We start from the raw sequence: 26,631 nt of genomic DNA on the forward strand, positions 1-26,631 counted from the left end.
GCTTTCGGCGTTTTTTCGGGCTGTGTTCTTAGGATCGATCCATGGCCCCCAAGGTGCACAAGATCCACTCCCTCCCCGACGACTCCCCGTGGGACAGGGGCGTGCCGCCGGTGGGCTCCACCGAGCATCCGCTCATGGTGCGGGGCTTGGATCGCGTCCTCGCGATCCAGCGCCCACTCGTGCTCGCGCACATCCGCAGCATCCGTCTGCGCAACCCCCACGCGTCGCCCGAACAGATCATCCGCATCCTCGAACGCCGCTACCTGGCCGCAGTGACCACCGGCGGCGCAGCCGTCGGTGCGACAGCAGTGGTCCCCGGGATCGGCACGGGCATCACCCTCGCGCTGTCCGCGGTCGAGACCGTCGGCTTCGTCGAATCGACCGCCCTGTTCGCCCAATCGGTCGCCGAGGTGCACGGCATCGCGGTCTCGAATCCCGACAGGGCGAGAGCTCTCGTGATGACCCTGATGCTCGGCAAGGAGGGCGTCGCCCTCGTCGGTCAGCTCGCCGGGGAGGCGTCGGGCAAGGGCGGCAGCCGATCGACGTACTGGGGCGAGATGGTGACGAAGTCACTCCCCCGCGCCGCGGTCGGACCTCTGGTCGACCGACTCAAGAGCATGTTCGTCCGGCAGTTCGCAGCCAAGGGCGGCGCCTCGTTCATCGGCAAGGCGCTGCCGTTCGGCGTCGGTGCCGCGGTGGGTGGGGCCGGCAACCACATTCTCGGACGCCGAGTGCTCACGACCTCGCACCGTGCCTTCGGCGCGGCTCCGATGGATATGCCACTCGACCTCGAACCCGTCGACGGTGCCGAGAAGCTCGAACTGCGGATGCTCCACGGCGCGCAGTTCGTCGGCGGGGCGGTCGCGGGCGCGGCCGGTACCGCCGCACGCGGCGTCGGCTGGGCGGGTCGGAAGATCTCCTCGGTGGGTCGTGGCCGCCGGGGCGGCGCGGCCGAGATCGAAGGCGGTACGGACCAGCGGTCGGGAACACACGATCTGTCGGACATGCTCGGCGCGGACGCGGATCCCACTCGGAACGACTGACTCCGCGCGGACCGCCCGACCCGAGAGAGCCGCCAAAGGATCCGGCGACCCGTTGTGGCGAGCATCCAACGGACGGGGCCTAGCCGACGATAGGGTGGAATCCGTGACGGACAAGCCCGAACTCTCGACCACCGCCGGCAGAATCGCAGACCTCCGCGCTCGCTACAACGAAGCCGTTGTCGACGCTGAGAAGGTCGCGCACGACAAGCAGCACGCCAAGGGCAAGATGACCGCCCGCGAGCGCATCGAGCTGCTCGTCGATCCAGGAAGCTTCGTCGAGTTCGACGAGTACGTGCGCCACCGCACCACGGCCTTCGGGATGGATAAGAACCGGCCATACGGGGACTCGGTCGTCACGGGCGTCGGCACGATCCACGGACGAACGGTCGCGGTCTACTCGCAGGACTTCACCACGTTCGGCGGCTCGCTCGGCGAGGTCTCCGGCGACAAGATCATCAAGATCATGGAGTTCGCCCTCTCGGGCGGCATGCCGATCATCGGCATCCTCGACTCGGGCGGCGCGCGGATCCAGGAGGGCGTTCTCGCGCTCAGCAAGTACGGCGAGATCTTCCGCCTGAACACCCGCTCGTCCGGTGTCATCCCGCAGATCTCGATCATCATGGGTCCGGCCGCCGGTGGCGCCGTCTACGGCCCCGCACTGACCGACTTCGTGATCATGGTCGACAAGACCAGTCAGATGTTCGTGACCGGCCCGGACGTCATCAAGACGGTCACGGGCGAGGATGTCGGCATGGAGGAGCTCGGAGGAGCCCTCACGCACAACACCCGCTCCGGCGTCGCGCACTACCTCGCCGAAGACGAGGACGATGCGATCGACTACGCACGTACGCTTCTGGGCTTCCTGCCCGACAACAACATGGCGGAGATCCCCGGCTACGAGAGCGGCTTCGAGTGGGAGACCACAGATGCCGATCGCACGCTGAACACCATCATCCCGGACTCGCCCAATCAGCCCTACGACATCCACACGGTCATCGAGCACGTCGTGGACGCCGGGGACTTCATCGAGGTGCAGCCGCTCTTCGCCCCGAACATCGTGATCGGTTTCGGACGCGTCGAGGGCCGGTCGGTCGGCATCATCGCGAACCAGCCGTCGCAGATGGCCGGAACGCTGAACATCGAGGCCGGCGAGAAGGCCAGCCGGTTCGTGCGCTTCTGCGATGCGTTCTCGATCCCGATCGTCACACTCGTCGACGTTCCCGGCTACCTGCCGGGCACCGACCAGGAGTGGACCGGTGTGATCCGCCGAGGCGCGAAGCTCATCTACGCGTACGCCGAGGCGACGGTGCCGCTGGTCACCGTGATCCTCCGCAAGGCCTACGGCGGCGCCTACATCGTCATGGGCTCGAAGCAGCTCGGCGCGGATGTGAACCTCGCCTGGCCCACCGCCGAGATCGCCGTCATGGGCGGCCAGGGGGCAGTCAACATCCTTTACCGCGGTGAGATCAAGCGCGCCGAAGAGGCGGGCGAAGACGTCGCCGCCGTGCGCACGCGCCTCGCGAACGAGTACACGTACAGCGTGACCTCACCGTTCCTCGCCGCCGAGCGCGGCGAGATCGACGGCATCATCGAGCCGGCGAACACCCGCGTCTCCATCGCCAAGGCCCTCCGCGCTCTGCGTGGCAAGCGGGCGGAGCTGCCGCCCAAGAAGCACGGGAACATCCCGCTGTGAGCGCGCAGGACGCACCGGGATCGTCGGCGGAGGCAGAGCGTCCGCCGACGATCGAGATCACGCGCGGCTCCGCCACGGAAGAGGAGCTCGCCGCACTCATCGCGGTGGTCAGTGACGCGTACGCGCAGGAATCGGCGGATGCAGTCGTCGACGAGCCTCGCGTCTCGGCGTGGACTCGCACGCAGCGCCCCCTGCGCAGGCCACTTCGGCGGGACATCCCGTGGGGCCGCTTCTCGCGCTGAGTGCCCCACCGCTGATCGGGTGAGCTGCGAGGCCTGCGAGGCCCGGAGCCCCCCAGCTCTCGGGCCACGCAGACAGTCTCCCCCGGTCGATGCGGGACCGTCGTCCCGCAATCGGATCACCCCAGTCGGCGCATCCGTTCGATAGTACATCGATTGGAATTATCAACGTGGCACCACAACCGATATACCGGTATGGCAGTTGAGGGAGCGTTCAGTCCTCGAGATAGAGATCCGAAGCCCGCGGCGTGAGGACGGCGTCGAGCACCACGCAGGCCGCTCCGACAGCGCCCACATCATCACCCACCACTGTTCCGTCGACAGGAAGCGCGTGCACCGCCCGCGTCGCGCTGCGTCGGTTCAGCGGCTCGGGGATCTCACGCAGATACACCTCGGACAGACGACCCCAGAACGGTCCACCGAGCACGACGCGGTCGACGTCGAGCACGTTCGTCAGCACCGAGATCAGAACCACGAGGTGCGCGGCCGAACGGCGCAGCACCCCGAGCGCGGGCATGTCGCCGGCAGCGGCCCGTTCGCACAGCAGCGTGAATCGCTCTTCGACCGCACGCTCGTCGCTTGCCTGTCGATCATCCTCGAACAGTCCCGCAGCTTCGGCCTGTTCGACGATCGCCTGCGGGGTGCACACCACTTCGACGCATCCGCGGGAGCCGCACGAGCACACCGGCCCCTCGGGATCGACCATGATGTGGCCGATCTCGCCGAAGTTGTGGGAACTGCCAGTGATGACACCGCCCTCGCGCACCACGGACGCGCCGAGCCCGGTGCCGAGGTAGATGAAGAGGAATGAGCCCTCGGTGGCATCGGTTCCCGTCCACAGCTCGCCCACCGCAGCAGCAGTCGTGTCCTTCTCGAGGGTGACGTCGAACCCTGTCGCCTCGGCGAGCACCGAGCGCAGCGGAACACGATGCCACCCGTGCAGCTTCGGCGGATCGATCACCGTTCCCTTCCGCGCGTCGAGCGGGCCGGGAGCCGCGACCCCGACGCCTGCGACGAGAGAGCGGTCGACACCGGCCTCGTCGACGAGCGCATCGATCGCCTGAGCGATGGCCTCGACGATGCGTTGCGGATCCTTGTCGGGCGTCCGGATGATATGCCGGTGGACCACGGCGCCCGACATGTTCAGCAGCACGAACGTGATGAGCGCCGGATCGAGATGCACGCCGACCGAGAAGCGACTCTCCGCGACCAGACGCAGAGTCACACGGGGTTTGCCCGGTCCCTTGATCGTCCGGCCGGCCTCGGCGATGAACCCCGCGTCGAGCAGGCGGCGAGTGATGTTCGTGATCGTCTGAGCGGAGAGCCCCGTCGCCTCGACGAGCTCGATCCGGCTGAGCCCCTCGGTCGAGCGGCGGATGGCCTCGAGGATCACCGACTGGTTGAAGTCACCCATTCGGGGGAGGTTGGTTCCTCGACGCATTCCCATGCCCCATCTTCTCGCATGGGCGCCATCCCCGTGTCCCCCAAAATACCTACAGACAACGATTTGATTAACCATGAGACTTATGGAGACGCTTCGCGTTCGGCTGGTCTCTCTGTCCCAGGGTAGATAGACGCAGACCGGCCACCAGCGGATGGTTTTCGGGTAACTGTCCGCATGGCGAGGGGCTGGCGGATTCGCCGCCCCTCGCCCACTCTGTCTGACCTCGACTCTGACCTCCTCCCCCGGCCAGAGCCGAGGGCAGGGGCCCTCAGTACTCCGGCACCTCACGGGGGATCTCGTGGAAGACGTCCACGGCATCGTCGTCGCTCTGGCCTCCGGCACCGGCCCTGCCGACCACCGTCACGGCCGTCACGGGGTCCCGTGCGGCGCGGATGATCCACCGCTCCACGTCGGCCTGGCGCAGCACCCTCGCCAGCTCATCGCGGATCACGGCTCGTCGACCCTCGCCGACATCGTCCAGACCGCCCTCGTCGAAGACGGTGACGACGGCGCCGTGCCGCCTGGCATCCTCGATCGCATCCCGCACCGCATCGTTGAGCAGATCGGCGCCGCGCAGCTCGTCACGCAACCGCCCCTCGGCGAGCCGCGCCTGGAGCCGTTCCTCGGCGTCGAGCGCGCCCCGGGATGCGACGGCGCGACTCAGCACAGGGCCGGCGACGGCGAGCGCGAACTGCGTGCGCAGGCGCCGCTCCTTCTGCCGCACCTGCTGTGTCGCGTGCCACGCGGACACCGCCTGCTGGATGCCGGCGAGTCGCTCGGTGTCGCGCACCGCCCGATCCCAGAACATGACCAGCAGATGGGCCACAGCGACCCACATGAATGACCCGACGAGACCGAGCGACAACGCCACGAAGAACCCCAGGAACGCCGACGAGGCGACGACGAGGATCAGAACGACGAGCCACCCGATCACGAATCGGCGACGCACGATGCACACGATTCCCATCAGACCGAGTGCACCGATGTACCAGGTGGCGAACGGCGCGGTCAGAATCAGAGGATCGAGCGACGACGTCACGAGGATGGGAATCAGCACGCTGGACGCCACCGAGACGAGCGCGACCCACAGAGGCATCCGGACCGAGGTCGCCGAATCCCACAGAATGGCCGCGTTCACGACCACGAGGTACAGACCGATCGCCGCCACCATCAGCAGAGGTCCTGTGGGCTGCTCGATCCACCAGACACCCCTGGCGGCGAAGTACATCGCGAATCCGACCGCGAGCGAGGTCGCGACGCTGCGAACGGTCCGGTTCACGGTTGCTCCCAACCGAGCGTCACGGTGGTTCCGCACTCGCTCGAGTCGATCTCCGCCGTACCGGCGACTCCGGCCATACGCGCGAGTATCGAGGCGCTGATGCCCAGGCGGTCGGCGCCGATGGCTTTCACATCGAACCCGGGACCGGTGTCGGTGATCGTCACGCTGATACCCTCGTCGCCCTTCCCCTCAGCGAGGATGTGCAGACCCCGTCCGTTCGCGTGCGTCACGGCGTTGCCGAGCGCCTGCCTGGCGGCGAGCACGAGGGCCCGCGCGGCACGGCCGGGGATCAGTCCGATCCCTCCACGCTCCTCGACGATGGCATCCGCTCCGAGCTCGGAGAGCGCCCGCCGCAGCTCGACGACGATCTGCGCGGCGCCGACCGGTTCGTCGCTGCCCTCCTGCGCCACCGCGGCCTCGGTGTTCGCGAGCCGGGTGAGCGCCTCGCGCGCCATTCCGACGGCGAGGTCCTGAGCGCGTTCGCCTTCGGCCCGCTCAGCGGCGATGAGGGCGGCGAGGACGCTGTCGTGCATGAGCGCCGACATGGTCGCCCGCTCCTCCTCGGCGGCGGCAGCCGCTGCGGCAGAAGCGTACGAGGCGACGGCGTGTGCACGTGCTTCGTCGACACCGGCGGCAACGGATCGGAACATCCAGCCCAGCGCGATGATCACGATGCCGAGGATCAGCGTGAATGACACGTCGAACGCCGTGGTCACCCAGAAGTCTCGCGAGAACGCTCCCTCGACGAGCCGCACGTACCCGTAGACGAACGGAAGACCGACTGCCCAGGCGAACTGCAGCCACAGCGGGAACGCGAGCATCGCGGCGACGACGCCGACGTTGACGAGGAAGAAGATCCACGGCTGATCCGCGGCTTTTCCCACCGGGTCTACGAAACTCGGCCAGGCTCCGAGCGCCACGGTGTAGATGATCGCGAACGCACCCGATGCGGTGCGCACCCCTCGGCCGACGACGCAGGCGATCAGCATCACCACGAGGGGGATGAAGACCACCAGCAGCATCGCGATCCGCGCGCCGTCCGACCACGACATCGTCGTGATCCCGGCGATCAGCGCCTGGGCTCCGAGGATCGCCGATCCGATCGCGACGACCGTCGCGAGGATGCGCTCCATGCGCTTGCCGGTGAATCGCTCGAACTCGGTCTCCACGCTGCCCGGGGAAGGGATCTTGCTCCAGGCATCACGGATGCTGAGCGGGTCAGTGGGCACTCGGCGCCCCGTCTGCGGCGACGATCCCATCCTCCATCGCGCGGCGGAGAAGATCGACCTTGGTCGGCGCCGGGCGCCCGACCTCGACGTACTTCACTCTGATCCGGGTGATGTTCTCCTTGGCGGTCGAGTACGCGACGCCGAGACGCTCGGCCACCGCCTTCAACGGCAGTCCCGCCGCGTACAGGCGCAGTACATCGCGCTCACGAGAAGAGAGCTGTGCATCCGCGAAATCTCGGTCACCGTCGACGGCACTCGCCCATTCGACGTTGTTGAGAGCCTCTCCGTCGGCGACTGTGCGGATCGCATCGAGCACATCGTCGAGCGCCGAGGACTTGCTGACGACTCCGGCGGCACCCGCCGCGAGCGCCTCCCGGACGGCTGCCGGGCGGTCGGCGACGCTGTGGATCACGACGCTCGCCCCATCTGTGACGAGCGATCTGACGTTCTCGGTGACCGTCGTGCCGTCGCCCAGCGTGAGGTCGAGCACGACCACGTCCGCGGGCGGGGCCGAGGACGCGGATCGCCACTCGAGGTACGACACGACTGTGCTGCCGGAGAAGACGACCGTCTGCGCGCCGTCCCGGGCGCACGCGGCCTCCAGACCGAGGCGGACGGATTCGTGATCGTCGATGAGTGCGACCCTGCTCATCCACCCAGCCTAGTGATTCTCGCGGGTGTCGATCCCCGTCAGCGCGTGAGCAGAGCGACGACCTCGAAATGATGCGAGTGCGGGAACAGATCGAAACCGCGGAGAGTCCCCACGTTCCACCCGCGCTCGCGGAAGGTGCCGAGGTCACGCGCCAGGGCGACAGGATCGCAGGCCACGTAGGCGATCGCCTCGGGCGCGAGAGCGTCGAGCGCCTCGACCACAGCGCGTCCGGCACCGGCCCGTGGCGGGTCCAGGACGACTGCGCCCGCCTTCGTCCCCGCCGGGATTCCCGCCAGGTAGCGGTCGACGCGTGCAGTCACCGCGCTGACGTCGAGCGGAGCGAGGTTCTGCTGCGCGTGAGCCGTCGCGCGTCTGCTGGATTCGACCGTGACGATGTCGGTGCCGCCGAGATCCGCGAGCGATGCGGCGAAGAGTCCCACGCCTCCGTAGAGATCGAAGTGCTTCTTCTCGGGGTCGACGTGGCCGTCGAGGATGCCGTACACGGCACCGTCGAGCACCGATGCAGCCCGCGGATGCACCTGCCAGAAGCCGCCGGCATCGACCTGGAAGCGTCGATCGCCCACCTGCTCGTAGACGACCTCGGGTGCGGGTCGTCGACCCTGTCCTCGCGCGGGGCGCTCATCGAGCCGCTCGCGACGGATGACCCTGACCGTGCCGTCGCCGGGTTCGACCAGATCGACGCTGCCTGCTTCGCCGCCGGCGAGCGCGAGCGCGGCCCTGGCGATCGACGGACGCGCCAGCGGGTGCGAGCCCACGGGGATCACACGGTGGCTGCGCGCGGCATAGGGCCCGACCTGTCCGTCATCGTCGACGTGCAGCGTGACCCTGGTTCGCCATCCGGTGCCGTCGGAGGAGTCGACCGCCTCGATCTCGGGAGCCTCGAGACCCGCACCCGCGAAACGGTCGAGGGCCTCGGTCAGCACCTGACGCTTCAGGACCCGCTGATGCACGAGGTCGATGTGTCCGAGGTCCGCACCTCCCGGGCGGTCCTCCGGTGCACGGGAGACGTCGGCCTCCGACCAGATGTGCGGGCGACGGTGCGGCGACGCCTCGAGGACCTCGACCGTCTCCGCGCGCCAGAAGCTCTTCGACTCGCTCGTCGAGTCTTCAGTCAGTCGCGCACGCACCCGCTCTCCGGGGATCGCATCGGAGACGAAGATGACGCGTCCCTCGTGGCGGGCGATGAAGGTACCGCCGTGCGCGATGCCGGTGATGTCCAGATCGAGCAGGGCTGGGGAAGAAGTCATCCTTCGAGGATACGGTGGTGCACATGCGCGTCTGCCTCGCCTCCACGTCCCCCGCCCGTCTGATGCTGCTGCGACAGGCCGGAATCGAGCCCCTCACGCAGTCGCCGGCCGTGGATGAGGATGCCGTGGCGGCCGTCGCGGCGGCAGCGCGCGGCACCGACCTGCCCCCGGCGGAACTCGTGCTGCTCCTCGCTCGAGCGAAGGCCGCCGACGTCGCGCACAAACTCGCCGCCGAGGGTCTCTTCGACGGCATCGTGATCGGGGGCGACTCGATGTTCGCTCTCGGGGGCCGCGTCTACGGCAAGCCCTACACGCCAGAGGAGGCCACCCGCCGCTGGCACGAGATGCGCGGCGCCACCGGCATCCTGCACTCCGGCCATTCGGTGTTCCGGGTCTCCCCCGGCGTCGACCCCGTCGAGGCCACCGCGACCGCCGAAGCGGCGGTGACGTTCGCCGACGACATCACGGATGCCGAGATCGCCGCCTATGTCGCGTCGGGTGAGCCCCTGCACGTCGCGGGCGCGTTCACGGTCGACAGCCTGGGCGGAGCCTTCATCACCCGCGTCGACGGCGACCCGTCGACCGTCGTGGGGATGTCGCTGTCGACCGTGCGTCGACTGGCCGCGGAGCTGGGCGTCACCTGGACCGACCTCTGGTCGTAGGGTCTCGTCGACGTTTCTCCCTCTTTCTTGTGGAGAGTCGTCAAAGAGATCGGGGGGCTTCTCGCTAGGCTGGCAACCATGCCTGATATCGCCAAGGTGCTCATCGCCAACCGCGGCGAGATCGCCGTCCGCATCATCCGTGCCGCTCGTGACTCGGGGATCACCTCAGTCGCCGTGTACGCCGACCAGGATCGCGACGCTCTGCACACACGTCTCGCCGACGAGGCCTACGCCCTCGGCGGAGCGACGAGCGCCGAGACCTACCTGCAGATCGAGAAGATCCTCTCGATCGCCCGCCGTGCCGGCGCAGACGCCGTGCACCCGGGATACGGCTTCCTCGCCGAGAACGCCGAGTTCGCCCGTGCCGTCATCGGTGCGGGAATGACCTGGATCGGCCCCTCCCCCGAGGCCATCGAGGCACTCGGAGACAAGGTCACGGCCCGCCACGTCGCCGAGAAGGTGGGCGCCCCGCTCGCCCCCGGAACCCCCGGCCCCGTGACCGGCGCCGACGAGGTCGTCGCCTTCGCGAAGGAGTTCGGTCTGCCGATCGCCATCAAGGCCGCATACGGCGGCGGCGGACGCGGCCTCAAGGTCGCCCGTGAGCTCGACGAGGTCGCCGAGCTGTTCGAATCCGCGACCCGCGAGGCCGTCACGGCGTTCGGCCGCGGCGAATGCTTCGTCGAGAAGTACCTCGACAAGCCCCGCCACGTCGAGACGCAGTGCCTGGCGGATGCCGAGGGCAACGTCGTCGTCATCTCGACCCGCGACTGCTCGCTGCAGCGCCGCCACCAGAAGCTGGTCGAGGAGGCGCCTGCGCCGTTCCTCACGGACGAGCAGAACGACCTGCTGTACTCGGCATCGAAGGCCATCCTCAAGGAGGTCGGCTACGTCGGCGCGGGCACCTGCGAGTTCCTGATCGGCGCCGACGGCACCGTCTCGTTCCTCGAGGTCAACACCCGTCTGCAGGTCGAGCACCCCGTCTCCGAAGAGGTCACCGGCATCGATCTGGTGCGCGAGCAGTTCCGCATCGCCGCCGGCGGCACCATCGACTACGACGACCCGAAGCCGACCGGACACTCGATCGAGTTCCGCATCAACGGTGAGGACCCCGGTCGCGGTTTCCTCCCGCAGCCGGGCCCGGTCCACGTCTTCAAGACCTTCGGCGGCCCCGGCATCCGTCTCGACTCCGGCGTCACCGCCGGCGACTCGGTCTCGGGAGCATTCGACTCGCTGCTCGCGAAGATCATCGTCACGGGCAAGGACCGCGCCGAGGCGCTCGAGCGCTCGCGCCGTGCCCTCGACGAGTTCGAGGTCGCGGGTCTCCCGACCGTTCTCCCGTTCCACCGCAAGGTCGTCCGCGATCCCGCCTTCACCGCGGAGAACGGCGAGTTCGGCATCTTCACCCGCTGGATCGAGACCGAGTTCGAGAACGACATCCCCGCATGGGACGGCGAGCTCGAGTCTCCTGCGGCCGCTGAGAACCGCCACACCGTGGTCGTCGAGGTCGCCGGCAAGCGGCTCGAGGTGAGCCTGCCCGACCGTGTCGCGGTCGCCGCAGGAACCGCGGGACGACCGGCCGCCGTGCCGCCGTCTCGTCGCAACCACGCCACTTCGGTCAGCGCCGGTGCGTCCGGTGACGCCGTGAAGTCCCCGATGCAGGCCACGGTCGTCAAGGTCGCCGTCGAAGAGGGGCAGCAGGTCGTCAAGGGCGACCTCGTCGTCGTCCTCGAGGCGATGAAGATGGAGCAGCCGCTGCAGGCGCACAAGGACGGCACGGTCGGCAACATCGCCGCCACCGCGGGTGCCACCGTCGCCGCCGGCCACCAGCTGCTCACGATCAGCTGACCGCAGAGAGTCATGACGAAGGCCCCCGCCTCGAGGCGGGGGCCTTCGTCATTCCCTCAGTCCGCAGGGGCAGACGCGCACCACTCGTCGAACAGTCGCTGCCCTGTCGATGTGCCGAGGGCGGCGCGTGCCGCCGGCGAATCGTGGAACTCCCGCAGCGCGGACCAGACGACCTGCGGGTGCGTCTTCAGCATCGCCGGGGCCACGGTGACCGTGGCGGGAACACGCATCCCGTCTGATGCAGTCACGCGACTCGGATCCACGCGGAGTCTGATGAGCGGGAGCTCGTCCATGCCGCGTCGCGGCTCGGTCAGGTCCGGCTCCACCCGGCGGATCGCGCTCCACGGCACGTACAGGGCCTCGGTGGCACGCATCAGGAGCACCCCGTCGTGGCCGATGCCCACCCCCATCGATCGACGGCCGAAAGAGTCGGAGCGGTACTGCGTGATGGCCGCGCGCACGGCCGTGTAGACGAACAGCGCGGCGGTCGCTGCGAGCACCGCGACTCCGAGGAAGGCCTCAGGACGGCCGGTCAGCCCGATCACGACCGCCACGATCGTCGCGGCCGTGAGCACGATGGCCCACACGACACACAGCATCAGGGTGACGACGCCCGGCCGTCGCTCCGACACGAAGTGCACGCGCGCATCGGGGCTTCCTATCCGCCCGCGCGTCAGAGTCGTGGCGTCGACCAGACGCGCGCGCCCCTCGACGAAAGGCCTGCGAGCAGCGACCGCCAGTGCCGTGAGACCGAACAGCGCGACGAACGCACCCGACCACAGCGGGCCGTCGGCACCGCCCGAGAATCCGATCATGGCGGCCGCGGCGGCGAGGAGGACCACGCCGAGCCAGAGCATGCCTCGGTTACGTCGAGGGCGACGTTCACCCCACTTCGCCGGCCATCCCTGCAACCGTGGCGATGCGAGAGGATCCGTCACCGGTTCCCCTCCGCGAAGAGGAGCGGCGGTTCGACGACGGAACGTGGCATGGCCACCATTATCGCAGCGCATTCGAAGTAGGCTGGCCGCCGGACCACCACCGAGGAAGGATCGCATGTATCGGATCGACCCCGCGCGACTCACGGCGCACGCGAGCGCACTGACCGACGATTCCGGATCGACGGCAACAGCCACGACCTACGCGTCCGACCACATCACGCTCGAGTACCTCGACACTTCTTTCGTCTATTCGAAGGCTCTGTTCGCGGCCAATGAGACGGTGGAGGCACTCAACAGCTACTTCGGCGCACTGAACACCGCGCTGACGGCATCCGCGACCGAGCTGCAGGGCACGGCGACCCGATCACTCGAACTCGACGACGCGATCGAAGCCGACCTCGACCGGAACTATCCCGGCGGGGGCGGCAGCGGTGCCACGACATCGGCGGACGACGCGTCGTCCGGTTCGCCCCACAACGCAGTGGACGAGCTGTCCCCTCCGGCCACGGAGACTCCGGAGGATCTGGTCTCCACCATCCTCACGACCGACTGGCTGAGCCCGTCGTCGGTGCTGGCCCAGGTGCTGGACTGGATCTTCGACTGGAACTACCTCGACGTCATCTCCAAGAACTTCAGCGGCGATTGGAACAAGCTGTACGAAGTCTCGGACTCGCTCCGGAAGCTCGGCGCCTACACCGGCACCCAGGGCGACAACGTGGCCTACGAGATGGCCGTGACCGCCGGATCCTGGACCGGGGAAGCGGCGACAGCCGCGAACGCGTTCTTCACCGACCTCGCGGAGCTCCTCCGCGAGGCGGGCACCAAGATCGCCGAGCTCGGACCGGAGTTCGAGATGGTGGCGCGGGGCATGATCAGCACGGCTGCACTGGTGAGCGGCATCTTCTCGAAGATCCTCGACGCCGCACTCGTGGCCGCCGTCTGCATCGCGGCGGGCACAGTGACGATCGAGACGGTCGTCGGTGGAATCCTCGGCTACCTCTGCGGTGGCATCGAGATCGGATACGCCCTGTGGCTCGCCAAGTCCGCCTACGACACCGTGCAGTCCGTGCTGACCTTCTTCGACGCGCTGAACGCCTCGGTGGGAGTGCTGAGCTCGCTGCTCGCGGGCGGCACCGACCTCCCCCTCCCCGTCGGATACGACAATGCGCAGGTGAACTGATGATGGACGACCCCTCGATCTCTCCCGAAGGAGAAGTCCCCGGCCAGCCCCGCGTGCTCGGCACCGCTCAGGCCGGAAGCCCCCTCGACCTCCGCGCCCGCGAACTGCTCGCACGCCTGAGCCGCGATCCGCAGATGGACGAATCGGTGCGCAATCGCGCTCAGGCGGCGCTCGCCGGACGCGCGACGCTCCGCGACGTCGCCCAGACCCCGGCATTCGCCGCACGGATGGAAGAGGCGGGCCGCCTGCTCAGGGCCGCCCTCGCCGATATGGACGACGAGCAGCGAGAAGCCGTGCGAACGGCCTTCCTGTACGGACCGGGCGACCGCTCCGACACGACCGGTTCGGGTGACGACCGTGCGCGGTGAGCGCGCGCTCGCGGTCGTCGGCACGGCACTCGCCGCGATCCTGCTCAGCAGCTGCTCGTCTTCCGCGGAATCCACGCTGACCGTGCAGTTCGAAGAGGGCGAAGGACAGACCGTCTCGGTTTCAGATCTGCAGTGCGTCACCTCAGGCGATCGATTCACCGCATCCAGCGCGCAGGACCGCGTCGGCGAGCTCTCGGCGTTCACCGCGTCCATCTCCGGTGCCGCGGACGCGACCACCTGGATCAGCCTCGGAGACGACCGGTGGCTGCTGACGACGGACGCGTTCGAGCATGACGGCGCGGTGACGTTCGACAACGCCGAAGCCCGAATCGGCACCTCCACCGACGGGTATCCGGCCGAACTCGAGACGTCGGCGACACTCGACGGCACACTGACCTGCACATCGCAGAAGGACTTCTGAGGGGAGTGAGATGGACACTCGAATCATCTCGATCGAGCACGACCAGCTGGACGCCGCGTGCACCGAGATCTCGGAGCATGTGAGGCAGATCGACGCCGAGCTCGATCGACTCGAGGCTGCGGCGGACGCGCTGTCTTGGCAGTGGTCAGGAGAGGCACAGGTCGCCTATCGTGTGGCGCAGCGCGAATGGCACCAGTCGATGCGCGAGATGACGGCGATCGCACATGCGCTGTCCGCGATCGCCCATCGGGGCAACAACAGCTTCCGCGCGCAGGATCGCCGCGACGCGGCCGTCTGGGCACGCTGAGGCGAGACGGGCGGACTCGCGCCGGTACCGTCCTCGCAGACGACGGTACCGGCCGCGGTCCGACCGTCTCGACGAGCTAGGAGATCTTCGCGTTGACGAGGTGCATCGCCCGGCTCGCGTCGGTGATGCTGCTCGACAGCGACGGGTAGGCCGCGAACACACGCGAGACCTGGTCGACCGTCAGACGGCGTTCGACTGCGACGGCGATCGGGTAGATCAGCTCGGATGCCTTCGGTCCGACGATCACGCCGCCGATCACGGTGCCGGAGCCCTTGCGGGCGATGAGCTTCACGAAGCCGTCCTTGATGCCCATCATCTTGGCCCGTGGGTTCGCGGCGAGAGGCAGCTTGTAGACGAGCCCGTCAGCCACGCCGTCCTCGACGTCCTTCTCGGAGTATCCGACCGTCGCGATCTCGGGCGCGGTGAAGATGTTCGACGTGATCTTGATCAGCTCGAGCGGGATCACGATGTCGCCCAGCGCGTGGAAGACGGCCGTGCGGCCCTGCATCGACGCGACGGATGCCAACGGGAAGAAGTTCGTGCAGTCGCCGACGGCGTAGACGTTGGGAACCGAGGTGCGAGCCACGCGGTTGACGCGGACGTGTCCGCTCTCGTCGAGTTCGACTCCCGCATCCTCGAGGCCGATGCCCGCGGTGTTGGGGATCGATCCGACGGCCATGAGGCAGTGGCTGCCGTCGACCGTGCGGCCGTCCGAGAGCGTCGCCGTCACGCCGTCCTTCGTGACCTCGACCTTCTCGGCGCGAGCCTTCGAGAGCACCGTCATGCCACCGCGCTTGAAGACCTTCTCGAGCACGCGCGCGGCATCCTGATCCTCGCCCGGAAGCACCTGGTCGCGGCTGGACACCAGGGTGACCTTGGCGCCGAGGTTCATGTAGGCGGAGGCGAACTCGGCACCGGTCACGCCGGATCCGACGACGATGAGGTGCTCGGGCAGAGCCTTCATGTCGTACAGCTGCGTCCAGGTGAGGATGCGCTTGCCGTCGGGCTTCGCCGAGTCCAGCTCGCGCGGCGACGCGCCGACGGCGACGATGATCGTGTCGGCCTCGATGCGGTCGAAGTCCGTGCCGCCGTGACCGGTCGAGACGATGATCGCGTTCGGGCCCTCAAGGCGCCCGTGTCCCGAGAGGATGCGCACTCCGGCCTCGAGCAGGGCGGAGCGCATGTCCTCGGACTGCTGTCCGGCGAGGGCGATGAGGCGCTTGTTGACGGCGGCGAGGTTGATGGCGATCTCGGGCTTGAGCGGCTTGCCATGCTCGCCCTTCGCGTAGAACTGCACACCCAGGTCGGATGCCTCCGAGATCGCGATGGCCGCATCGGCCGTCGCGATCAGGCTCTTCGAGGGCACGACGTCGGTGAGGACCGCCGCACCGCCGACGCCCACGCGCTCGACCAGGGTCACCTCGGCTCCGAGCTGGGCGGCGGCGAGCGCCGCCTCGTAGCCGCCGGGACCGCCGCCGAGCACGGCGACGCGCTGAGTGCGCTCAAAAGGGGTGGAAGACATGATCTCCATTCTTCCGCAATCCTGGCCCCCGAGCCTGCACCTTCCTAGAGTGGATCCATGTCCGAAACACACAGCAACCCCCTCGACGACCCGAATGCGAACCCGTTCGAGGTCGCAGCCGACGCAGCCGCCGACATCGCGCGCCTGACCGGAGTCGAGAAGCACGACATCGCCCTGACCCTCGGCAGCGGCTGGGGCAAGGCCGCCGACATCATCGGCGAGACCACAGCGACCATCCCCGCCACCGAGGTGACCGGCTTCTCGAAGCCCGCTCTCGAAGGGCACGTGGGCACTCTGCGCAGCATCCGCACCCCCGACGGCAAGAACGTGCTCGTCATCGGCGCCCGCACCCACTACTACGAGGGCCACGGTGTGCGCCGGGTCGTGCACTCGGTGCGCACAGCCGCAGCCACGGGGGCGAAGATCATGGTGCTCACCAACGGTGCAGGCGGCGTCCGCGAGACGTGGACGCCCGGACAGCCGGTGCTGATCAGCGACCACATCAACCTCACGGCCGACTCCCCGCTCGAGGGCGCGACCTTCATCGACCTGACCGATCTCTATGCGAAGCGCCTGCGCGACATCGCTCGCAGCGTCGACCCCACGCTCGACGAGGGCGTCTACACGCAGTTCCGCGGCCCGCACTACGAGACCCCGGCCGAGGTGCAGATGGCGAAGCACATCGGCGGCGACATCGTCGGCATGTCCACCGCCCTCGAGGCGATCGCCGCTCGTGAAGCCGGCATGGAGATCCTCGGCTTCTCGCTCATCACGAACCTCGCCGCCGGCATCCAGAAGACGCCGCTCAGCCATGCCGAGGTGATCGAGGCAGGCCGCGAGGCCGAGCCTGTGATCTCGGCGCTGCTGGCCCGAGTGGTCGAGGCGCTGTGAGCGACGAGCGCCTCGCGCAGGCTCGCGCCTGGATGCGGCAGGACCCCGACCACGAGACCCGCGACGAGCTCGCCGCGGTGATCACCCGTGCAGCGAGCGGCGACGAGACAGCGATCGCCGATCTCGACGATCGCTTCAGCACGCGCCTCGCCTTCGGCACCGCGGGGCTTCGCGGTGCTCTCGGTGCCGGCAGCAACCGCATGAACCGCGTGCTCGTCGCCCAGGCTGCGGCCGGGTTCGCCTCGTACCTGCGCGAACGCGCGCACGGCGGCACCCCGACCGTGATCATCGGCTACGACGGGCGCCGCAACTCGCGGGTCTTCGCCACCGACTCCGCCGAGCTCTTCGCCGGCGCAGGGCTCCGCGCCATCCTCCTCCCGCGCCTTCTGCCCACCCCGGTGCTCGCCTTCGCGGTACGGCACCTCGGGGCGGATGCCGGGGTCATGGTGACGGCATCGCACAATCCCCCGAACGACAACGGCTACAAGGTGTACCTGGGCGGCGCGGATCAGGGCTCGCAGATCGTCGCACCGGCGGATGCCGAGATCGCCGCGCACATCCAGCGGATCGCCGATGCGGATGACGTCAGTGCTCTTCCCCGGTCGACCGTCTACGAGACGGCGGGTGAGGACGTCGTCGACGCCTATGTCGCCGCGACCGCCGCAGTGGCCCCTGCTCCGGCATCCGCATCGGACATCCGGTGGGTGTACACCGCGATGCACGGCGTCGGATGGGAGACCCTGTCGAAGATCGTCGCGGCGGCCGGCTACCCGCAGCCGATGGTCGTCGGAGAGCAGCTGAAGCCCGACGCCACGTTCCGCACCGTGTCGTTCCCGAACCCGGAGGAGCCGGGAGCGATGGATCTGTCGTTCGCCCGTGCTCGCCGAGTGCAGGCGGACTTCATCCTCGCGAACGACCCGGACGCCGACCGCCTCGCCGTCGCGATCCCCGATGCCTCGTCCGAGAACGGCTGGCGTCGCCTCACCGGCAACGAGGTGGGCCTCCTGCTCGGAGCGCGCGCCGCGAAGGCGGCTGCGGGCACACCCGGCGCATCCCTGGCCTGCTCGCTCGTCTCCTCCCCCGGTCTCGGCGCGGTCGCCGCACATCACGGGCTCGACTTCCACGAGACGCTCACGGGCTTCAAATGGATCTCGCGCGCGCCAGGGATCGTGTTCGGATTCGAAGAAGCCCTCGGCTACCTCGTGAACCCCGAGACCGTCCGCGACAAGGACGGGATCTCGGCTGCCGTGGCGATCCTCGGCCTCGCGGCCGAGGCGCACGAGCGAGGCAAGTCGCTGGCTGATCTCCTGACGGAGCTCGGTGACACCTACGGCCACTTCGCCAGCGGTCAGGTGTCGGTGCGCGTCGACGATCTCTCGGTGATCGGCACCGTGATGCTTTCGCTGCGCACGCTGCCGCCGTCGCAGTTCGGCGGGCACACCATCGCCTCGGCGGAAGATCTGCTGCAGGCGGGACCCGGACAGCCGTCGGGGGATGTGCTGCGGTACCGCCTCACCGACGGATCCCGGATCATCGTCCGACCCAGCGGCACCGAACCCAAGCTCAAGGTCTACATCGACGCGAAGGCCGAGTCGGCCGCACGCGCCGCCGAGATCGTGCGCGAACTCGAGGCCGCCGTGCGGACCCTCCTGGAAGAACGCTCGTAGGTCGCATGCCGAGAAGACATGTCGTCATCAGCGCGCACAACGGGGTGCACGCGCGCCCCGTCGCCGAGCTGGTGCGCGTCGTGCAGGCGCACCCGCACGCGGTGACCCTGCGCACGTCGTCGGGCGCGGTCGTGGACCTCAGCAGCGTTCTCGCGCTGATGGATCTCGCGCTCGCGCCCGGCGACGCCGTGGTGCTCGAGACGGCGGAGTCGGCAGATGCCGACTCCGTGCTCGACGCGCTGGCCGGCGTGCTCGACCCTCGGCTCTGAGCCTGAGCGGTCAGCCGTCGATCACGGCGACGAGCTCGTCGAGGAACGCCTCGAAGCTCGTTCCGCGGCGAAGGATGCGCTGCACGCTGTCGCGCTCGCTGAACACCTCGACAAGCTGCTCGAAGACGGTCTGGAATGCGGCACGGTCGCTCTCGCTGAATGCGGCGAGGGCGACCACCTGCACCCGGCCCTCGCCCCAGGCCGCAGACCCGTCGGCGACGCCGATCGCGATCGCTGTCCTCGATGCCGTCATCTGCAGCGCGTGGGGTACGGCGAGGGCGTCCGTGAACGCCGTCGATGACATCCGCTCGCGCAGGATCGTGTTCTCGACGTAGTCCTCGCCGATGAGACCCGCGGACACAAGCAGGCCTCCGAGGCGACGGATGATCGCCTCCTCACCCTCGTCGGGGAGCGGGTACACGAAGGCGTCGGCATCGAAGTACCGTGCGAGCTCGGCACGCAGTCGCGTCAGACGCCGTCCTCGTCTCACCCGGGCCGCGGCCTGCTGGATGCGATCGACGTCGGCGTCGGTGAGGAACGGCTGGATGCGCACGAACCGGTCGCCGGTCGCGCCCGGCTCGATCGTGCTGAGCACCAGATCCGTGTCGAAGGAGGCCCAATCCGGGTCGACATTCGTGACGACGCTGGTGACCTCGATGGCGGACCCCAGCGAGCGGTCGACGCTGGAGCGCAGCAGCTCGTGCAGCTCGTAGTAGCCGGGGCAGACGATGGTCGCCGTGAGGATCGACTCGGCCTTGCGGCTGCGCTCGAGCCGCCCGCCGACGTGCATCGCGATGTAGGCGATCTCGTCGTCGTGGATGGGCGTCCCCAGCCGGTCGTGCAGCCCGCTCGCGATCGACACCGCCACCTCGAAGATCATCGGATAGGAGGTCTTGAGCGACCTCGTGAGCGGATTGCGGGTGAGCGCACTCTCTTCCGCGCGGCGCAGCAGGTTCTGCACGTGCAGGGCGAGGCGCAGCACGAAGGTCTCATCGACCAGATCGACCTGGAAGTCGTCGGCAGCCCTCGTGATCTCGGCGCGGACGGCGGCCTCGACCGCCGGGGCGACACCGCTGCGAGCCACATCGCCGGCGGCGTCCTCCCCTGGAGCCACGATGCGGGTGAGGACGAGGGAGGCGAGGTGACCGCTGTCGCCGTCGCCCAGCGCGACGGAGAAGTGCTCCTGGGCGAGGCGGGCGATGACCGCTCCGACTCTCGGGATCTCCTCCCTGGCACCCGCGGGGCCCGCCTCGAGGGCATGTCCGGCCGCGACCCGCTCGGCGGCGATCGCGATGTGCAGCAGCACGTCAGAGATCGCGAGCTCGTTGACGTAGTAGCCCAGCTCGCCGAGTTCGCGCACCAGTTCGGATTTGAAGGGGGCGACGGACCCCGCGGCGACAGCCGTGCCCGCGAGGGCTCGACGGAACGTCTCGGGGTGGAAGGACGCGGCGTCCATCTCGTCGTGCGCGAGGCGGCTGAGAAGACGGCGCTGAGCCGCCTCGTTGCCGCGCAGGCGCACGATCTCACGGTCGCGCTCCAGAGTCAGCTCGGTGCCGTCCAGCAGCCCGCGCACTCGGGCGAGGTCGGATTCGAGGGTCGCCTCGCTCACGTGCAGCTCGTCCGCCATCGCGAACACGTCGACGCCGTCCGGAAGGTCGAGAAGGGTGCGGACGATGCCGTGCAGCCGATCACGGGGTGCGGATTCGCCAGCCTGCCTGGTGCGCAGCGCATCGCGCGCCGCTGACCCCGCCCTGTACCCCGCGGGCCCCGACTCGACGGCATCCCCGGAGCCCGTGCGGGCGTTCAATGCCGCCACATACGAACGGATGCTGCGAGGCGTGACCCCGAGCTGATCGGCGAGACTCGCGGCCGTCGCCCAGTCGCCCTGGCGGAGCAGGGTCGAGAGGAGCTGGTCCTGGCGCTGACGCGACATGATCCTCCCCCTCCTCCGTGCCGACTGCACTGTCCTGACGTGACTTCCATGATGTCAGTAAGCGCGTGACCCCGCTCCGAAACCGATGTTCCGCAGGGGCGGAAAGGAACCTGTTGGCGAGCACCCTCGCCAGTTCCCAGACTGTTCTCAGGAAAGGTAGTGGGCATCGATGAAGATCCTCGTGGTGTGCGGCGCCGGCGCGTCGAGCACGTTCGTCGCACAGCGACTGCGCAGAGCGGCCTCCGACGCCGGTCTCGACTGGGACGCGGCAGCCGGCATGGAGCACTCCGTCACCGACGGCGATCACGACCTCATCCTCGTCGGCCCTCATCTCGCCGACCGCCTCGATGCCATCCGCGATGCGACCTCCGCGCCCGCGGTCGTCCTCCCGGAGGACGTCTTCGCCGACCGCGACGGCACCCGCACCCTCGCGCTCGCCCGCTCGATCCTCGCCGACGCCAGGAACACCCCGAAAGGAACATCATGACCGTCTCCCGCACCGTACGCATCGGCTCATCCCACGGACTCCACGCCCGCCCCGCGAAGCTGTTCGCACAGGCAGCCAAGGACTCGGGCATCCCGGTGACCATCGCGAAGGACTCCGGCAAGGCGGTCAACGCGGCCAGCATCCTGGGCGTCATCGCCCTCGCGATCGAGTACGGCGACTACGTCACGCTGACCGCGGACGGCGACAGCGCCGAGGGCGTGCTCGACACGCTCACCGAGCTGCTGACGACCGACCATGACCAGGATGCCGGCGCGTGAGCGAACTACGAGGAGTCGGGATCGGTCTCGGCGTCGCCCAGGGCGTCGTCGTGCGGATGACCGAGGCGCTGCCCGCTCCGGAGAACACCCCCAGCACGCAGGGCATCGATGCCGAACGCGCCAGGGTGCGCGAGGCCGTCGCCTCGGTGGCTCAGGAGCTGACCGCCCGAGGCGAGACGGCCGGAGGCTCGGCCCAGGAGGTGCTGGAGGCCCAGGCGATGATCGCCGAGGACCCCACCCTGCAGGACGAGGTCGACGCGAGGATCGATGACGGCGCCACCGCCGAGTGGGCCGTGCACGACGCCTTCGCCGGCTTCCGCGCCACCCTCGAGGCGGTCGGGGGCTACCTCGGCGAGCGCGCGGCCGACCTCGACGACATCGCCCAGCGGGTACTCGCACGGCTTCGCGGAGTGGATGCGCCCGGAGTACCCGACCCCGGCCATCCCTTCGTCCTCGTCGCACGTGACCTCGCCCCGGCCGACACGGCGCTGCTGAACCTCGACCAGGTGCTCGCGCTCATCACCTTCGACGGCGGGCCCACCTCGCACACGGCGATCCTCGCCCGAGAGAAGGGCATCGTCGCGATCGTCGGCGCGGCCTCGGCATCCGCCCTCGCCACCGGCCAGTCGGTGATCGTCGACGCGGCCGCCGGACTCGTGACCCTGGATCCGACCGACGACGAGAAGGAGCGCGCCGAACAGCGCGCCGCCGCCCGACGCTCTGCGGACGACGCACCACTGACTCCCGGCGCCCTCGCCGACGGCACGCTGATCCCGCTGCTGGCGAATCTGGGGAAACCTGCAGACGCATCCGATGCCGTCGAACGCGGGGCCGAGGGCGTCGGGCTGTTCCGCACCGAGTTCCTGTTCCTCTCGTCGGCCCAGGCGCCGACCGTCGAGCAGCAGCGCGAGTCGTACCGCGAGCTGCTCGCCGCCTTCCCCGGCAAGAAGGTCGTCGTGCGCATGCTGGATGCCGGGGCCGACAAGCCCCTGGCTTTCCTCAACGACGCGCACGAGGAGAACCCGGCACTGGGGCTCCGTGGCCTCCGCGCACTCCGCGCGAGCGAGGACATCCTGCGCGAGCAGCTGACCGCTCTCGCCGAGGCGGATGCCGCGACCGAGGCCGACCTCTGGGTCATGGCGCCCATGGTCGCGACCGTCGAGGAGACCGAGTACTTCACCGCGCTCGCCCGCGAGTACGGCCTGAAGACCGCCGGCGTCATGGTCGAGATCCCGTCCAGCGCGCTGCTCGCCGACCGAATCCTCGCGCATGCGGACTTCGCGTCGATCGGCACGAACGACCTCACGCAGTACACGATGGCCGCCGATCGCATGCTGGGATCCGTCGCCGGATTCCAGGACCCCTGGCACCCCGCCGTGCTCCGACTCGTCGGCGAGGTCGGTGCCGCCGGTGCCCGCCTCGGAAAGCCGGTCGGCATCTGCGGCGAGGCCGCGGCAGACCCGATGCTCGCCGTGGTGCTCGTCGGCCTCGGCGCGACGAGCCTCTCGATGGCTCCGTCCGCGCTGGCAGACGTACGGCAGATGCTCTCGACCCGAACCCTCGACGAGGCCCGCAACCTCGCCGAACTGGCACTGGCGGCCGACGACGCCGCCGGAGCCCGCCTCGCCGTGGCCGATGCCACAGCAACCCTTCCCCCTCACCAGAAAGAGACGACATCATGACGACGACGTCACCGGCCGCCACGAAGGCAGGCGGCCTCCGAACGGGCGTGCAGCGCTTCGGCACGTTCCTCTCGGGCATGATCATGCCCAACATCGCCGCGTTCATCGCGTGGGGATTCATCACCATGCTGTTCATCCCGAAGGGCTTCTTCGGGGCGGAGAGCCCCTTCGGCTGGCACTGGGCCGGTGTCGCCGAGATCGTCGGCGGCGGTGGCGATTCGGCCGTCCTGGGCTGGCAGGGTGCGATGACCGCGGTCGCCGAAGGCGCCGATGGCAACATCCTCGCGTATGTGGGCCTCGTCGGCCCGATGGTCACGTACCTGCTCCCGCTCCTCATCGCCAACACCGCAGGCCGCATGGTCTACGGCGAGCGCGGCGGCGTCGTCGCGACGATCGCCACGATGGGTGTCATCGTCGGCACGAACATCCCGATGTTCCTCGGTGCCATGATCATGGGGCCGATCGCGGCCTGGATCACCAAGCGCATGGACCGGCTGTGGGACGGCAAGATCCGCCCCGGCTTCGAGATGCTGGTGAACAACTTCTCGGCCGGAATCCTCGGCATGGTCCTGGCGATCGTCGGATTCTTCGCCTTCGGCCCGGTCATGCTCGGCGTCAGCGCGGTGCTCGGCGGTGCAGTCGACTGGCTCGTCTCCCTGAACCTGCTCCCGCTGGTATCGATCATCGTCGAGCCCGCCAAGGTGCTGTTCCTCAACAACGCCATCAACCACGGCGTGTTCACCCCTCTCGGCATCGAGCAGGCCGCCGAGACCGGCAAGTCGATCCTGTTCCTCATCGAGGCGAACCCCGGCCCCGGCCTCGGACTCCTGCTCGCCTTCACCTTCTTCGGTGTCGGTGCGGCGAAGGCCTCGGCACCCGGTGCGGCCATCATCCAGTTCTTCGGTGGCATCCACGAGATCTACTTCCCGTACGCACTGAGCAAGCCGACCACCATCCTCGCGCTGATCGCGGGTGGCGCGGCCGGTGTCACGACGAACATGGTCCTCGGCGGCGGTCTCGCCTTCCCGGCAGCCCCCGGCAGCATCATCGCCGTCACGGCCGCGGCCGTCGGAGGCGGTGTCGGCAACCTGCTGGTCGTGTACCTCTCGGTCGTGATCGCCGCCGTCGTGACGTTCCTCATCACCGGCGTCATCCTGCGGGCATCGCGCAAGCGCGACCTCGAGGCCGAGGGCGACAGCTTCGGCGACGCGATCGCGCAGACCGAGGCGAACAAGGGCAAGTCTTCCGCCGCGATGGATGCGCTCCGCGCCTCTTCGGGTGCTGGCGCCGCAGGCGCGGCAGTCGCCGGTGCGGGAGTGGCCACCGACCGTCGCATCGCGAACATCGTGTTCGCCTGCGACGCCGGCATGGGTTCCTCCGCGATGGGCGCGAGCGTGCTGCGCAACAAGTTCAAGAAGGCCGAGATCGACGGGGTCACGGTCACCAACCAGGCGATCGCGAACCTCGACGGCAGCGCCGACCTCGTGATCACGCAGCAGCAGCTGACCGATCGCGCGAAGGCACAGTCGCCGAACTCGATCCACGTGTCCGTCGACAACTTCATGAACTCTCCGAAGTACGAAGAGGTCGTCGAGATGGTGCGCGAGCAGCGCGACTCCGACGCGTGACAGACCGGGCGGGGCGGGTGCCACGGCATCCGCCCCGCCCCCACATTCTCAGAAAGAAGGAATCACCATGAGCGTTCTCACCCTCGGACAGGTCCGCATCCACGCAGGATCCAGCACCCAGGAGGCAGCCCTCCAGGAGGCCACCGACATCCTCGTGTCGGCCGGCGCCGTCACCCCCGCCTACGTCGACGCGATGCGTCAGCGCGAGGCGACCGTGTCGACGTACATGGGCAACGGGCTGGCGATCCCGCACGGCACCAACGACACGAAAGACGCGATCCTGGGATCCGCCCTGTCGGTCGTCCGCTACGACGGCGGCGTCGACTGGGCGGGCGAGCCCGCGACGTTCGTGGTGGGAATCGCCGGCCGCGGCGACGAGCACCTCGAGATCCTCTCGCAGATCGCGATCCTCTTCTCCGATGACGACGACGTCGCCAAGCTCAACGCCGCACAGACCCCCGACGAGCTGTACGCACTGCTCTCGGCGGTGAACGACTGATGAAGGCCGTCCACTTCGGAGCGGGCAACATCGGCCGCGGTTTCGTCGGCCTCCTGCTGCACGAGGGCGGGTACGAGGTCGTCTTCTCGGACGTCGCCGACGCACTGGTCGATGCGATCAACGCGGTCGACTCGTACACCGTGCACGAAGCCGGCCCTGGCGGCACCGATCACGTCGTGACCGGCTTCCGTGCGGTGAACAGCAAGTCGGATCCGGATGCCGTCGCCGACGAGCTCGCGACCGCCGACGTCGCCACGACCGCGGTCGGACCGACCGTGCTGCGGTTCGTGGCCCCCACGATCGTCGAGGGCCTTCGACGCCGCTCCCCCGATGCCGCGCCTCTGCAGGTCATGGCATGCGAGAACGCGATCGGTGCGACAGGCACCCTGCGCGCCGAGGTCGAGAAGGCGGCAGGGGCGGATGCTCCCGAGCTGCTCTCGCGGGCCGTGTTCGCGAACACCGCCGTCGACCGCATCGTCCCCGGCCAGCCCGCCGACGGAGGCGTCGACGTCACGGTCGAGCCGTACTTCGAGTGGGCGATCGAATCCGGAGCCTTCGGCGGCACACTGCCGAAGATCCCGGGCGCGCACTTCGTCGATGACCTGGCTCCGTACATCGAGCGCAAGCTCTTCACGGTGAACACGGGCCACGCGGCCACCGCGTACTTCGGTGCCCGTGCCGGTATCGAGCGCATCTCGGATGCCCTCGCAGACCCCGACATCGCGGCCCGCGTGTCGGCGGCCCTCGAAGAGACCTCCGCGGTGCTGGTGGCAGAGCACGGGCTCGACCCCGCCGACCTCGCCGAGTACCGAGCGACGATCCTCGAGCGGTTCCGCAACCCCGCCCTCGTCGACACCGTCCAGCGCGTCGGCCGTCAGCCGCTGCGCAAGATCTCGCGACACGAGCGGTTCATCGGACCCGCCTCCATGGCGGCCGAGCGGGGCCTCCCCACGGTCGCCCTGGTCGGCGCCGTCGCCGCCGCCCTGGAATTCGAAGAGCCCGACGACGAGCAGGCGGTCGAGCTGCAGGAGCTCCTGCGCACGGAGGATGCGCTCGCGTTCACCGCGCGCACGACGGGCCTCGACCCCGAGCATCCGCTGTTCCCGGCGATCCGCGATGCGGTGGTCTCGCGCCAGACGGCGCTGCACGCCTCCTGACGCACCGCGGGCGGCCGAATGCCGCCCGCACGCTTTCCCTGCGCCCCCTG

At 68.9% G+C, this 26,631-nt stretch carries 26 protein-coding genes; 18 read left to right on the plus strand and 8 right to left on the minus strand.

The window, feature by feature from the left end; genetic code table 11:
- Window positions 1-41 precede the first annotated feature (41 nt).
- From OD997_RS06325 to OD997_RS06335, 3 genes are all read left to right on the plus strand, one after another.
- Window positions 42-1,043, plus strand: a complete 1,002-nt coding sequence (locus OD997_RS06325) for a hypothetical protein (RefSeq protein WP_434330848.1) — start codon at window positions 42-44, stop codon at window positions 1,041-1,043.
- Between the two features lie 103 nt (window positions 1,044-1,146).
- Entirely contained in the window at window positions 1,147-2,736 is a 1,590-nt protein-coding gene (locus tag OD997_RS06330) for an acyl-CoA carboxylase subunit beta (protein WP_396653427.1), read from the plus strand.
- Entirely contained in the window at window positions 2,733-2,978 is a 246-nt protein-coding gene (locus tag OD997_RS06335) for an acyl-CoA carboxylase subunit epsilon (RefSeq protein WP_434330849.1), read from the plus strand. Before OD997_RS06330 ends, OD997_RS06335 begins: the two co-directional genes overlap by 4 nt.
- A gap of 211 nt (window positions 2,979-3,189) precedes the next feature.
- Here the strand turns inward: OD997_RS06335 and OD997_RS06340 are convergent, their stop codons facing one another.
- The 5 genes from OD997_RS06340 to OD997_RS06360 form a co-directional block, all read right to left on the minus strand.
- A complete protein-coding gene (locus OD997_RS06340) occupies window positions 3,190-4,389 on the minus strand; it encodes an ROK family transcriptional regulator (protein WP_434330850.1) in 1,200 nt (399 codons plus the stop codon).
- Window positions 4,390-4,687: 298 nt separating this feature from the next.
- Window positions 4,688-5,698 carry a hypothetical protein gene (locus OD997_RS06345; RefSeq protein WP_434330851.1) on the minus strand — a complete coding sequence of 337 codons (1,011 nt, stop codon included), beginning with the start codon at window positions 5,696-5,698 and terminating at the stop codon, window positions 4,688-4,690.
- Window positions 5,695-6,927, minus strand: coding sequence for an ATP-binding protein (locus OD997_RS06350; protein ID WP_434330852.1), 1,233 nt, complete (start codon window positions 6,925-6,927; stop codon window positions 5,695-5,697). Before OD997_RS06350 ends, OD997_RS06345 begins: the two co-directional genes overlap by 4 nt.
- Entirely contained in the window at window positions 6,917-7,579 is a 663-nt protein-coding gene (locus OD997_RS06355) for a response regulator (protein ID WP_431071697.1), read from the minus strand. The genes OD997_RS06350 and OD997_RS06355 overlap by 11 nt, the downstream gene beginning before the upstream one ends.
- A 38-nt stretch (window positions 7,580-7,617) precedes the next feature.
- Window positions 7,618-8,847 carry a class I SAM-dependent RNA methyltransferase gene (locus OD997_RS06360; protein ID WP_434330853.1) on the minus strand — a complete coding sequence of 410 codons (1,230 nt, stop codon included), beginning with the start codon at window positions 8,845-8,847 and terminating at the stop codon, window positions 7,618-7,620.
- A 23-nt stretch (window positions 8,848-8,870) separates the two neighbouring features.
- Between OD997_RS06360 and OD997_RS06365 the strand changes: the two genes are divergently transcribed.
- Window positions 8,871-9,509 carry a Maf family protein gene (locus OD997_RS06365; protein ID WP_434332348.1) on the plus strand — a complete coding sequence of 213 codons (639 nt, stop codon included), beginning with the start codon at window positions 8,871-8,873 and terminating at the stop codon, window positions 9,507-9,509.
- A gap of 78 nt (window positions 9,510-9,587) precedes the next feature.
- Entirely contained in the window at window positions 9,588-11,354 is a 1,767-nt protein-coding gene (locus OD997_RS06370; RefSeq protein WP_434330854.1) for a biotin carboxylase N-terminal domain-containing protein, read from the plus strand.
- A 56-nt stretch (window positions 11,355-11,410) separates the two neighbouring features.
- On the opposite strand, the gene OD997_RS06375 is transcribed toward OD997_RS06370, so the two are convergent.
- On the minus strand, window positions 11,411-12,292 hold the full coding sequence (locus OD997_RS06375) for a hypothetical protein (RefSeq protein WP_434330855.1): 882 nt from the start codon (window positions 12,290-12,292) through the stop codon (window positions 11,411-11,413).
- A gap of 115 nt (window positions 12,293-12,407) precedes the next feature.
- On the opposite strand from OD997_RS06375, the gene OD997_RS06380 reads away from it, so the two are divergent.
- From OD997_RS06380 to OD997_RS06395, 4 genes are read left to right on the plus strand one after another with little or no spacing between them, the layout of a single operon-like run.
- A complete protein-coding gene (locus OD997_RS06380) occupies window positions 12,408-13,472 on the plus strand; it encodes a hypothetical protein (protein WP_434330856.1) in 1,065 nt (354 codons plus the stop codon).
- Window positions 13,472-13,840 carry a hypothetical protein gene (locus tag OD997_RS06385; RefSeq protein WP_434330857.1) on the plus strand — a complete coding sequence of 123 codons (369 nt, stop codon included), beginning with the start codon at window positions 13,472-13,474 and terminating at the stop codon, window positions 13,838-13,840. The genes OD997_RS06380 and OD997_RS06385 overlap by 1 nt, the downstream gene beginning before the upstream one ends.
- Entirely contained in the window at window positions 13,821-14,261 is a 441-nt protein-coding gene (locus tag OD997_RS06390; protein ID WP_056373374.1) for a hypothetical protein, read from the plus strand. Before OD997_RS06385 ends, OD997_RS06390 begins: the two co-directional genes overlap by 20 nt.
- Window positions 14,262-14,271: 10 nt before the next feature.
- Window positions 14,272-14,568 (plus strand): WXG100 family type VII secretion target, encoded by a 297-nt coding sequence (locus tag OD997_RS06395; protein ID WP_434330858.1) that lies wholly within the window; start codon window positions 14,272-14,274, stop codon window positions 14,566-14,568.
- 76 nt (window positions 14,569-14,644) lie between these two features.
- Here the strand turns inward: OD997_RS06395 and OD997_RS06400 are convergent, their stop codons facing one another.
- A complete protein-coding gene (locus OD997_RS06400) occupies window positions 14,645-16,099 on the minus strand; it encodes an NAD(P)H-quinone dehydrogenase (protein ID WP_194285947.1) in 1,455 nt (484 codons plus the stop codon).
- A 48-nt stretch (window positions 16,100-16,147) separates the two neighbouring features.
- Between OD997_RS06400 and OD997_RS06405 the strand changes: the two genes are divergently transcribed.
- Genes OD997_RS06405 through OD997_RS06415 form a run of 3 tightly spaced genes read left to right on the plus strand, consistent with a single transcriptional unit; the run spans window position 16,148 to window position 18,917 of the window.
- Window positions 16,148-16,981 carry a purine-nucleoside phosphorylase gene (locus OD997_RS06405; protein ID WP_434330859.1) on the plus strand — a complete coding sequence of 278 codons (834 nt, stop codon included), beginning with the start codon at window positions 16,148-16,150 and terminating at the stop codon, window positions 16,979-16,981.
- Entirely contained in the window at window positions 16,978-18,648 is a 1,671-nt protein-coding gene (locus tag OD997_RS06410) for a phospho-sugar mutase (RefSeq protein WP_434330860.1), read from the plus strand. Before OD997_RS06405 ends, OD997_RS06410 begins: the two co-directional genes overlap by 4 nt.
- 5 nt (window positions 18,649-18,653) lie before the next feature.
- Window positions 18,654-18,917: an HPr family phosphocarrier protein gene (locus OD997_RS06415; protein ID WP_434330861.1), complete on the plus strand. Its 264-nt coding sequence runs from the start codon at window positions 18,654-18,656 to the stop codon at window positions 18,915-18,917.
- 10 nt (window positions 18,918-18,927) lie between these two features.
- Here OD997_RS06415 and OD997_RS06420 read toward each other — a convergent pair whose 3' ends face one another.
- Complete coding sequence (locus OD997_RS06420; RefSeq protein ID WP_434330862.1) at window positions 18,928-20,850, minus strand: BglG family transcription antiterminator; 1,923 nt, start codon at window positions 20,848-20,850, stop codon at window positions 18,928-18,930.
- A 169-nt stretch (window positions 20,851-21,019) separates the two neighbouring features.
- On the opposite strand from OD997_RS06420, the gene OD997_RS06425 reads away from it, so the two are divergent.
- From OD997_RS06425 to OD997_RS06450, 6 genes are all read left to right on the plus strand, one after another.
- On the plus strand, window positions 21,020-21,337 hold the full coding sequence (locus OD997_RS06425; protein ID WP_434330863.1) for a PTS sugar transporter subunit IIB: 318 nt from the start codon (window positions 21,020-21,022) through the stop codon (window positions 21,335-21,337).
- Entirely contained in the window at window positions 21,334-21,615 is a 282-nt protein-coding gene (locus tag OD997_RS06430; RefSeq protein ID WP_056312281.1) for an HPr family phosphocarrier protein, read from the plus strand. Before OD997_RS06425 ends, OD997_RS06430 begins: the two co-directional genes overlap by 4 nt.
- 56 nt (window positions 21,616-21,671) lie before the next feature.
- Window positions 21,672-23,297, plus strand: a complete 1,626-nt coding sequence (ptsP, locus tag OD997_RS06435; RefSeq protein ID WP_434332349.1) for a phosphoenolpyruvate--protein phosphotransferase — start codon at window positions 21,672-21,674, stop codon at window positions 23,295-23,297.
- Complete coding sequence (locus OD997_RS06440) at window positions 23,294-24,925, plus strand: PTS mannitol transporter subunit IICB (protein ID WP_434330864.1); 1,632 nt, start codon at window positions 23,294-23,296, stop codon at window positions 24,923-24,925. The genes ptsP and OD997_RS06440 overlap by 4 nt, the downstream gene beginning before the upstream one ends.
- Before the next feature lie 67 nt (window positions 24,926-24,992).
- Complete coding sequence (locus tag OD997_RS06445) at window positions 24,993-25,424, plus strand: PTS sugar transporter subunit IIA (protein ID WP_434330865.1); 432 nt, start codon at window positions 24,993-24,995, stop codon at window positions 25,422-25,424.
- Window positions 25,424-26,581: a mannitol-1-phosphate 5-dehydrogenase gene (locus OD997_RS06450; RefSeq protein ID WP_434330866.1), complete on the plus strand. Its 1,158-nt coding sequence runs from the start codon at window positions 25,424-25,426 to the stop codon at window positions 26,579-26,581. The genes OD997_RS06445 and OD997_RS06450 overlap by 1 nt, the downstream gene beginning before the upstream one ends.
- Window positions 26,582-26,631 lie beyond the last annotated feature (50 nt).

Source organism: Microbacterium sp. CGR1 (genome assembly GCF_051062835.1).
Taxonomy (GTDB): Bacteria; Actinomycetota; Actinomycetes; order Actinomycetales; family Microbacteriaceae; genus Microbacterium.

Bases quoted from the DNA above. Each gene is read 5' to 3' on its own strand.
- OD997_RS06325 (WP_434330848.1), top strand. From the start codon at position 42: ATGGCCCCCAAGGTGCACAAGATCCACTCCCTCCCCGACGACTCCCCG.
- OD997_RS06340 (WP_434330850.1), bottom strand. From the start codon at position 4,389: ATGGGTGACTTCAACCAGTCGGTGATCCTCGAGGCCATCCGCCGCTCG.
- OD997_RS06355 (WP_431071697.1), bottom strand. From the start codon at position 7,579: ATGAGCAGGGTCGCACTCATCGACGATCACGAATCCGTCCGCCTCGGT.
- OD997_RS06360 (WP_434330853.1), bottom strand. From the start codon at position 8,847: ATGACTTCTTCCCCAGCCCTGCTCGATCTGGACATCACCGGCATCGCG.
- OD997_RS06365 (WP_434332348.1), top strand. From the start codon at position 8,871: ATGCGCGTCTGCCTCGCCTCCACGTCCCCCGCCCGTCTGATGCTGCTG.
- OD997_RS06370 (WP_434330854.1), top strand. From the start codon at position 9,588: ATGCCTGATATCGCCAAGGTGCTCATCGCCAACCGCGGCGAGATCGCC.
- OD997_RS06380 (WP_434330856.1), top strand. From the start codon at position 12,408: ATGTATCGGATCGACCCCGCGCGACTCACGGCGCACGCGAGCGCACTG.
- OD997_RS06385 (WP_434330857.1), top strand. From the start codon at position 13,472: ATGATGGACGACCCCTCGATCTCTCCCGAAGGAGAAGTCCCCGGCCAG.
- OD997_RS06395 (WP_434330858.1), top strand. From the start codon at position 14,272: ATGGACACTCGAATCATCTCGATCGAGCACGACCAGCTGGACGCCGCG.
- OD997_RS06400 (WP_194285947.1), bottom strand. From the start codon at position 16,099: ATGGAGATCATGTCTTCCACCCCTTTTGAGCGCACTCAGCGCGTCGCC.
- OD997_RS06405 (WP_434330859.1), top strand. From the start codon at position 16,148: ATGTCCGAAACACACAGCAACCCCCTCGACGACCCGAATGCGAACCCG.
- OD997_RS06415 (WP_434330861.1), top strand. From the start codon at position 18,654: ATGCCGAGAAGACATGTCGTCATCAGCGCGCACAACGGGGTGCACGCG.
- OD997_RS06420 (WP_434330862.1), bottom strand. From the start codon at position 20,850: ATGTCGCGTCAGCGCCAGGACCAGCTCCTCTCGACCCTGCTCCGCCAG.
- OD997_RS06425 (WP_434330863.1), top strand. From the start codon at position 21,020: ATGAAGATCCTCGTGGTGTGCGGCGCCGGCGCGTCGAGCACGTTCGTC.
- OD997_RS06430 (WP_056312281.1), top strand. From the start codon at position 21,334: ATGACCGTCTCCCGCACCGTACGCATCGGCTCATCCCACGGACTCCAC.
- ptsP (WP_434332349.1), top strand. From the start codon at position 21,672: ATGACCGAGGCGCTGCCCGCTCCGGAGAACACCCCCAGCACGCAGGGC.
- OD997_RS06440 (WP_434330864.1), top strand. From the start codon at position 23,294: ATGACGACGACGTCACCGGCCGCCACGAAGGCAGGCGGCCTCCGAACG.
- OD997_RS06445 (WP_434330865.1), top strand. From the start codon at position 24,993: ATGAGCGTTCTCACCCTCGGACAGGTCCGCATCCACGCAGGATCCAGC.
- OD997_RS06450 (WP_434330866.1), top strand. From the start codon at position 25,424: ATGAAGGCCGTCCACTTCGGAGCGGGCAACATCGGCCGCGGTTTCGTC.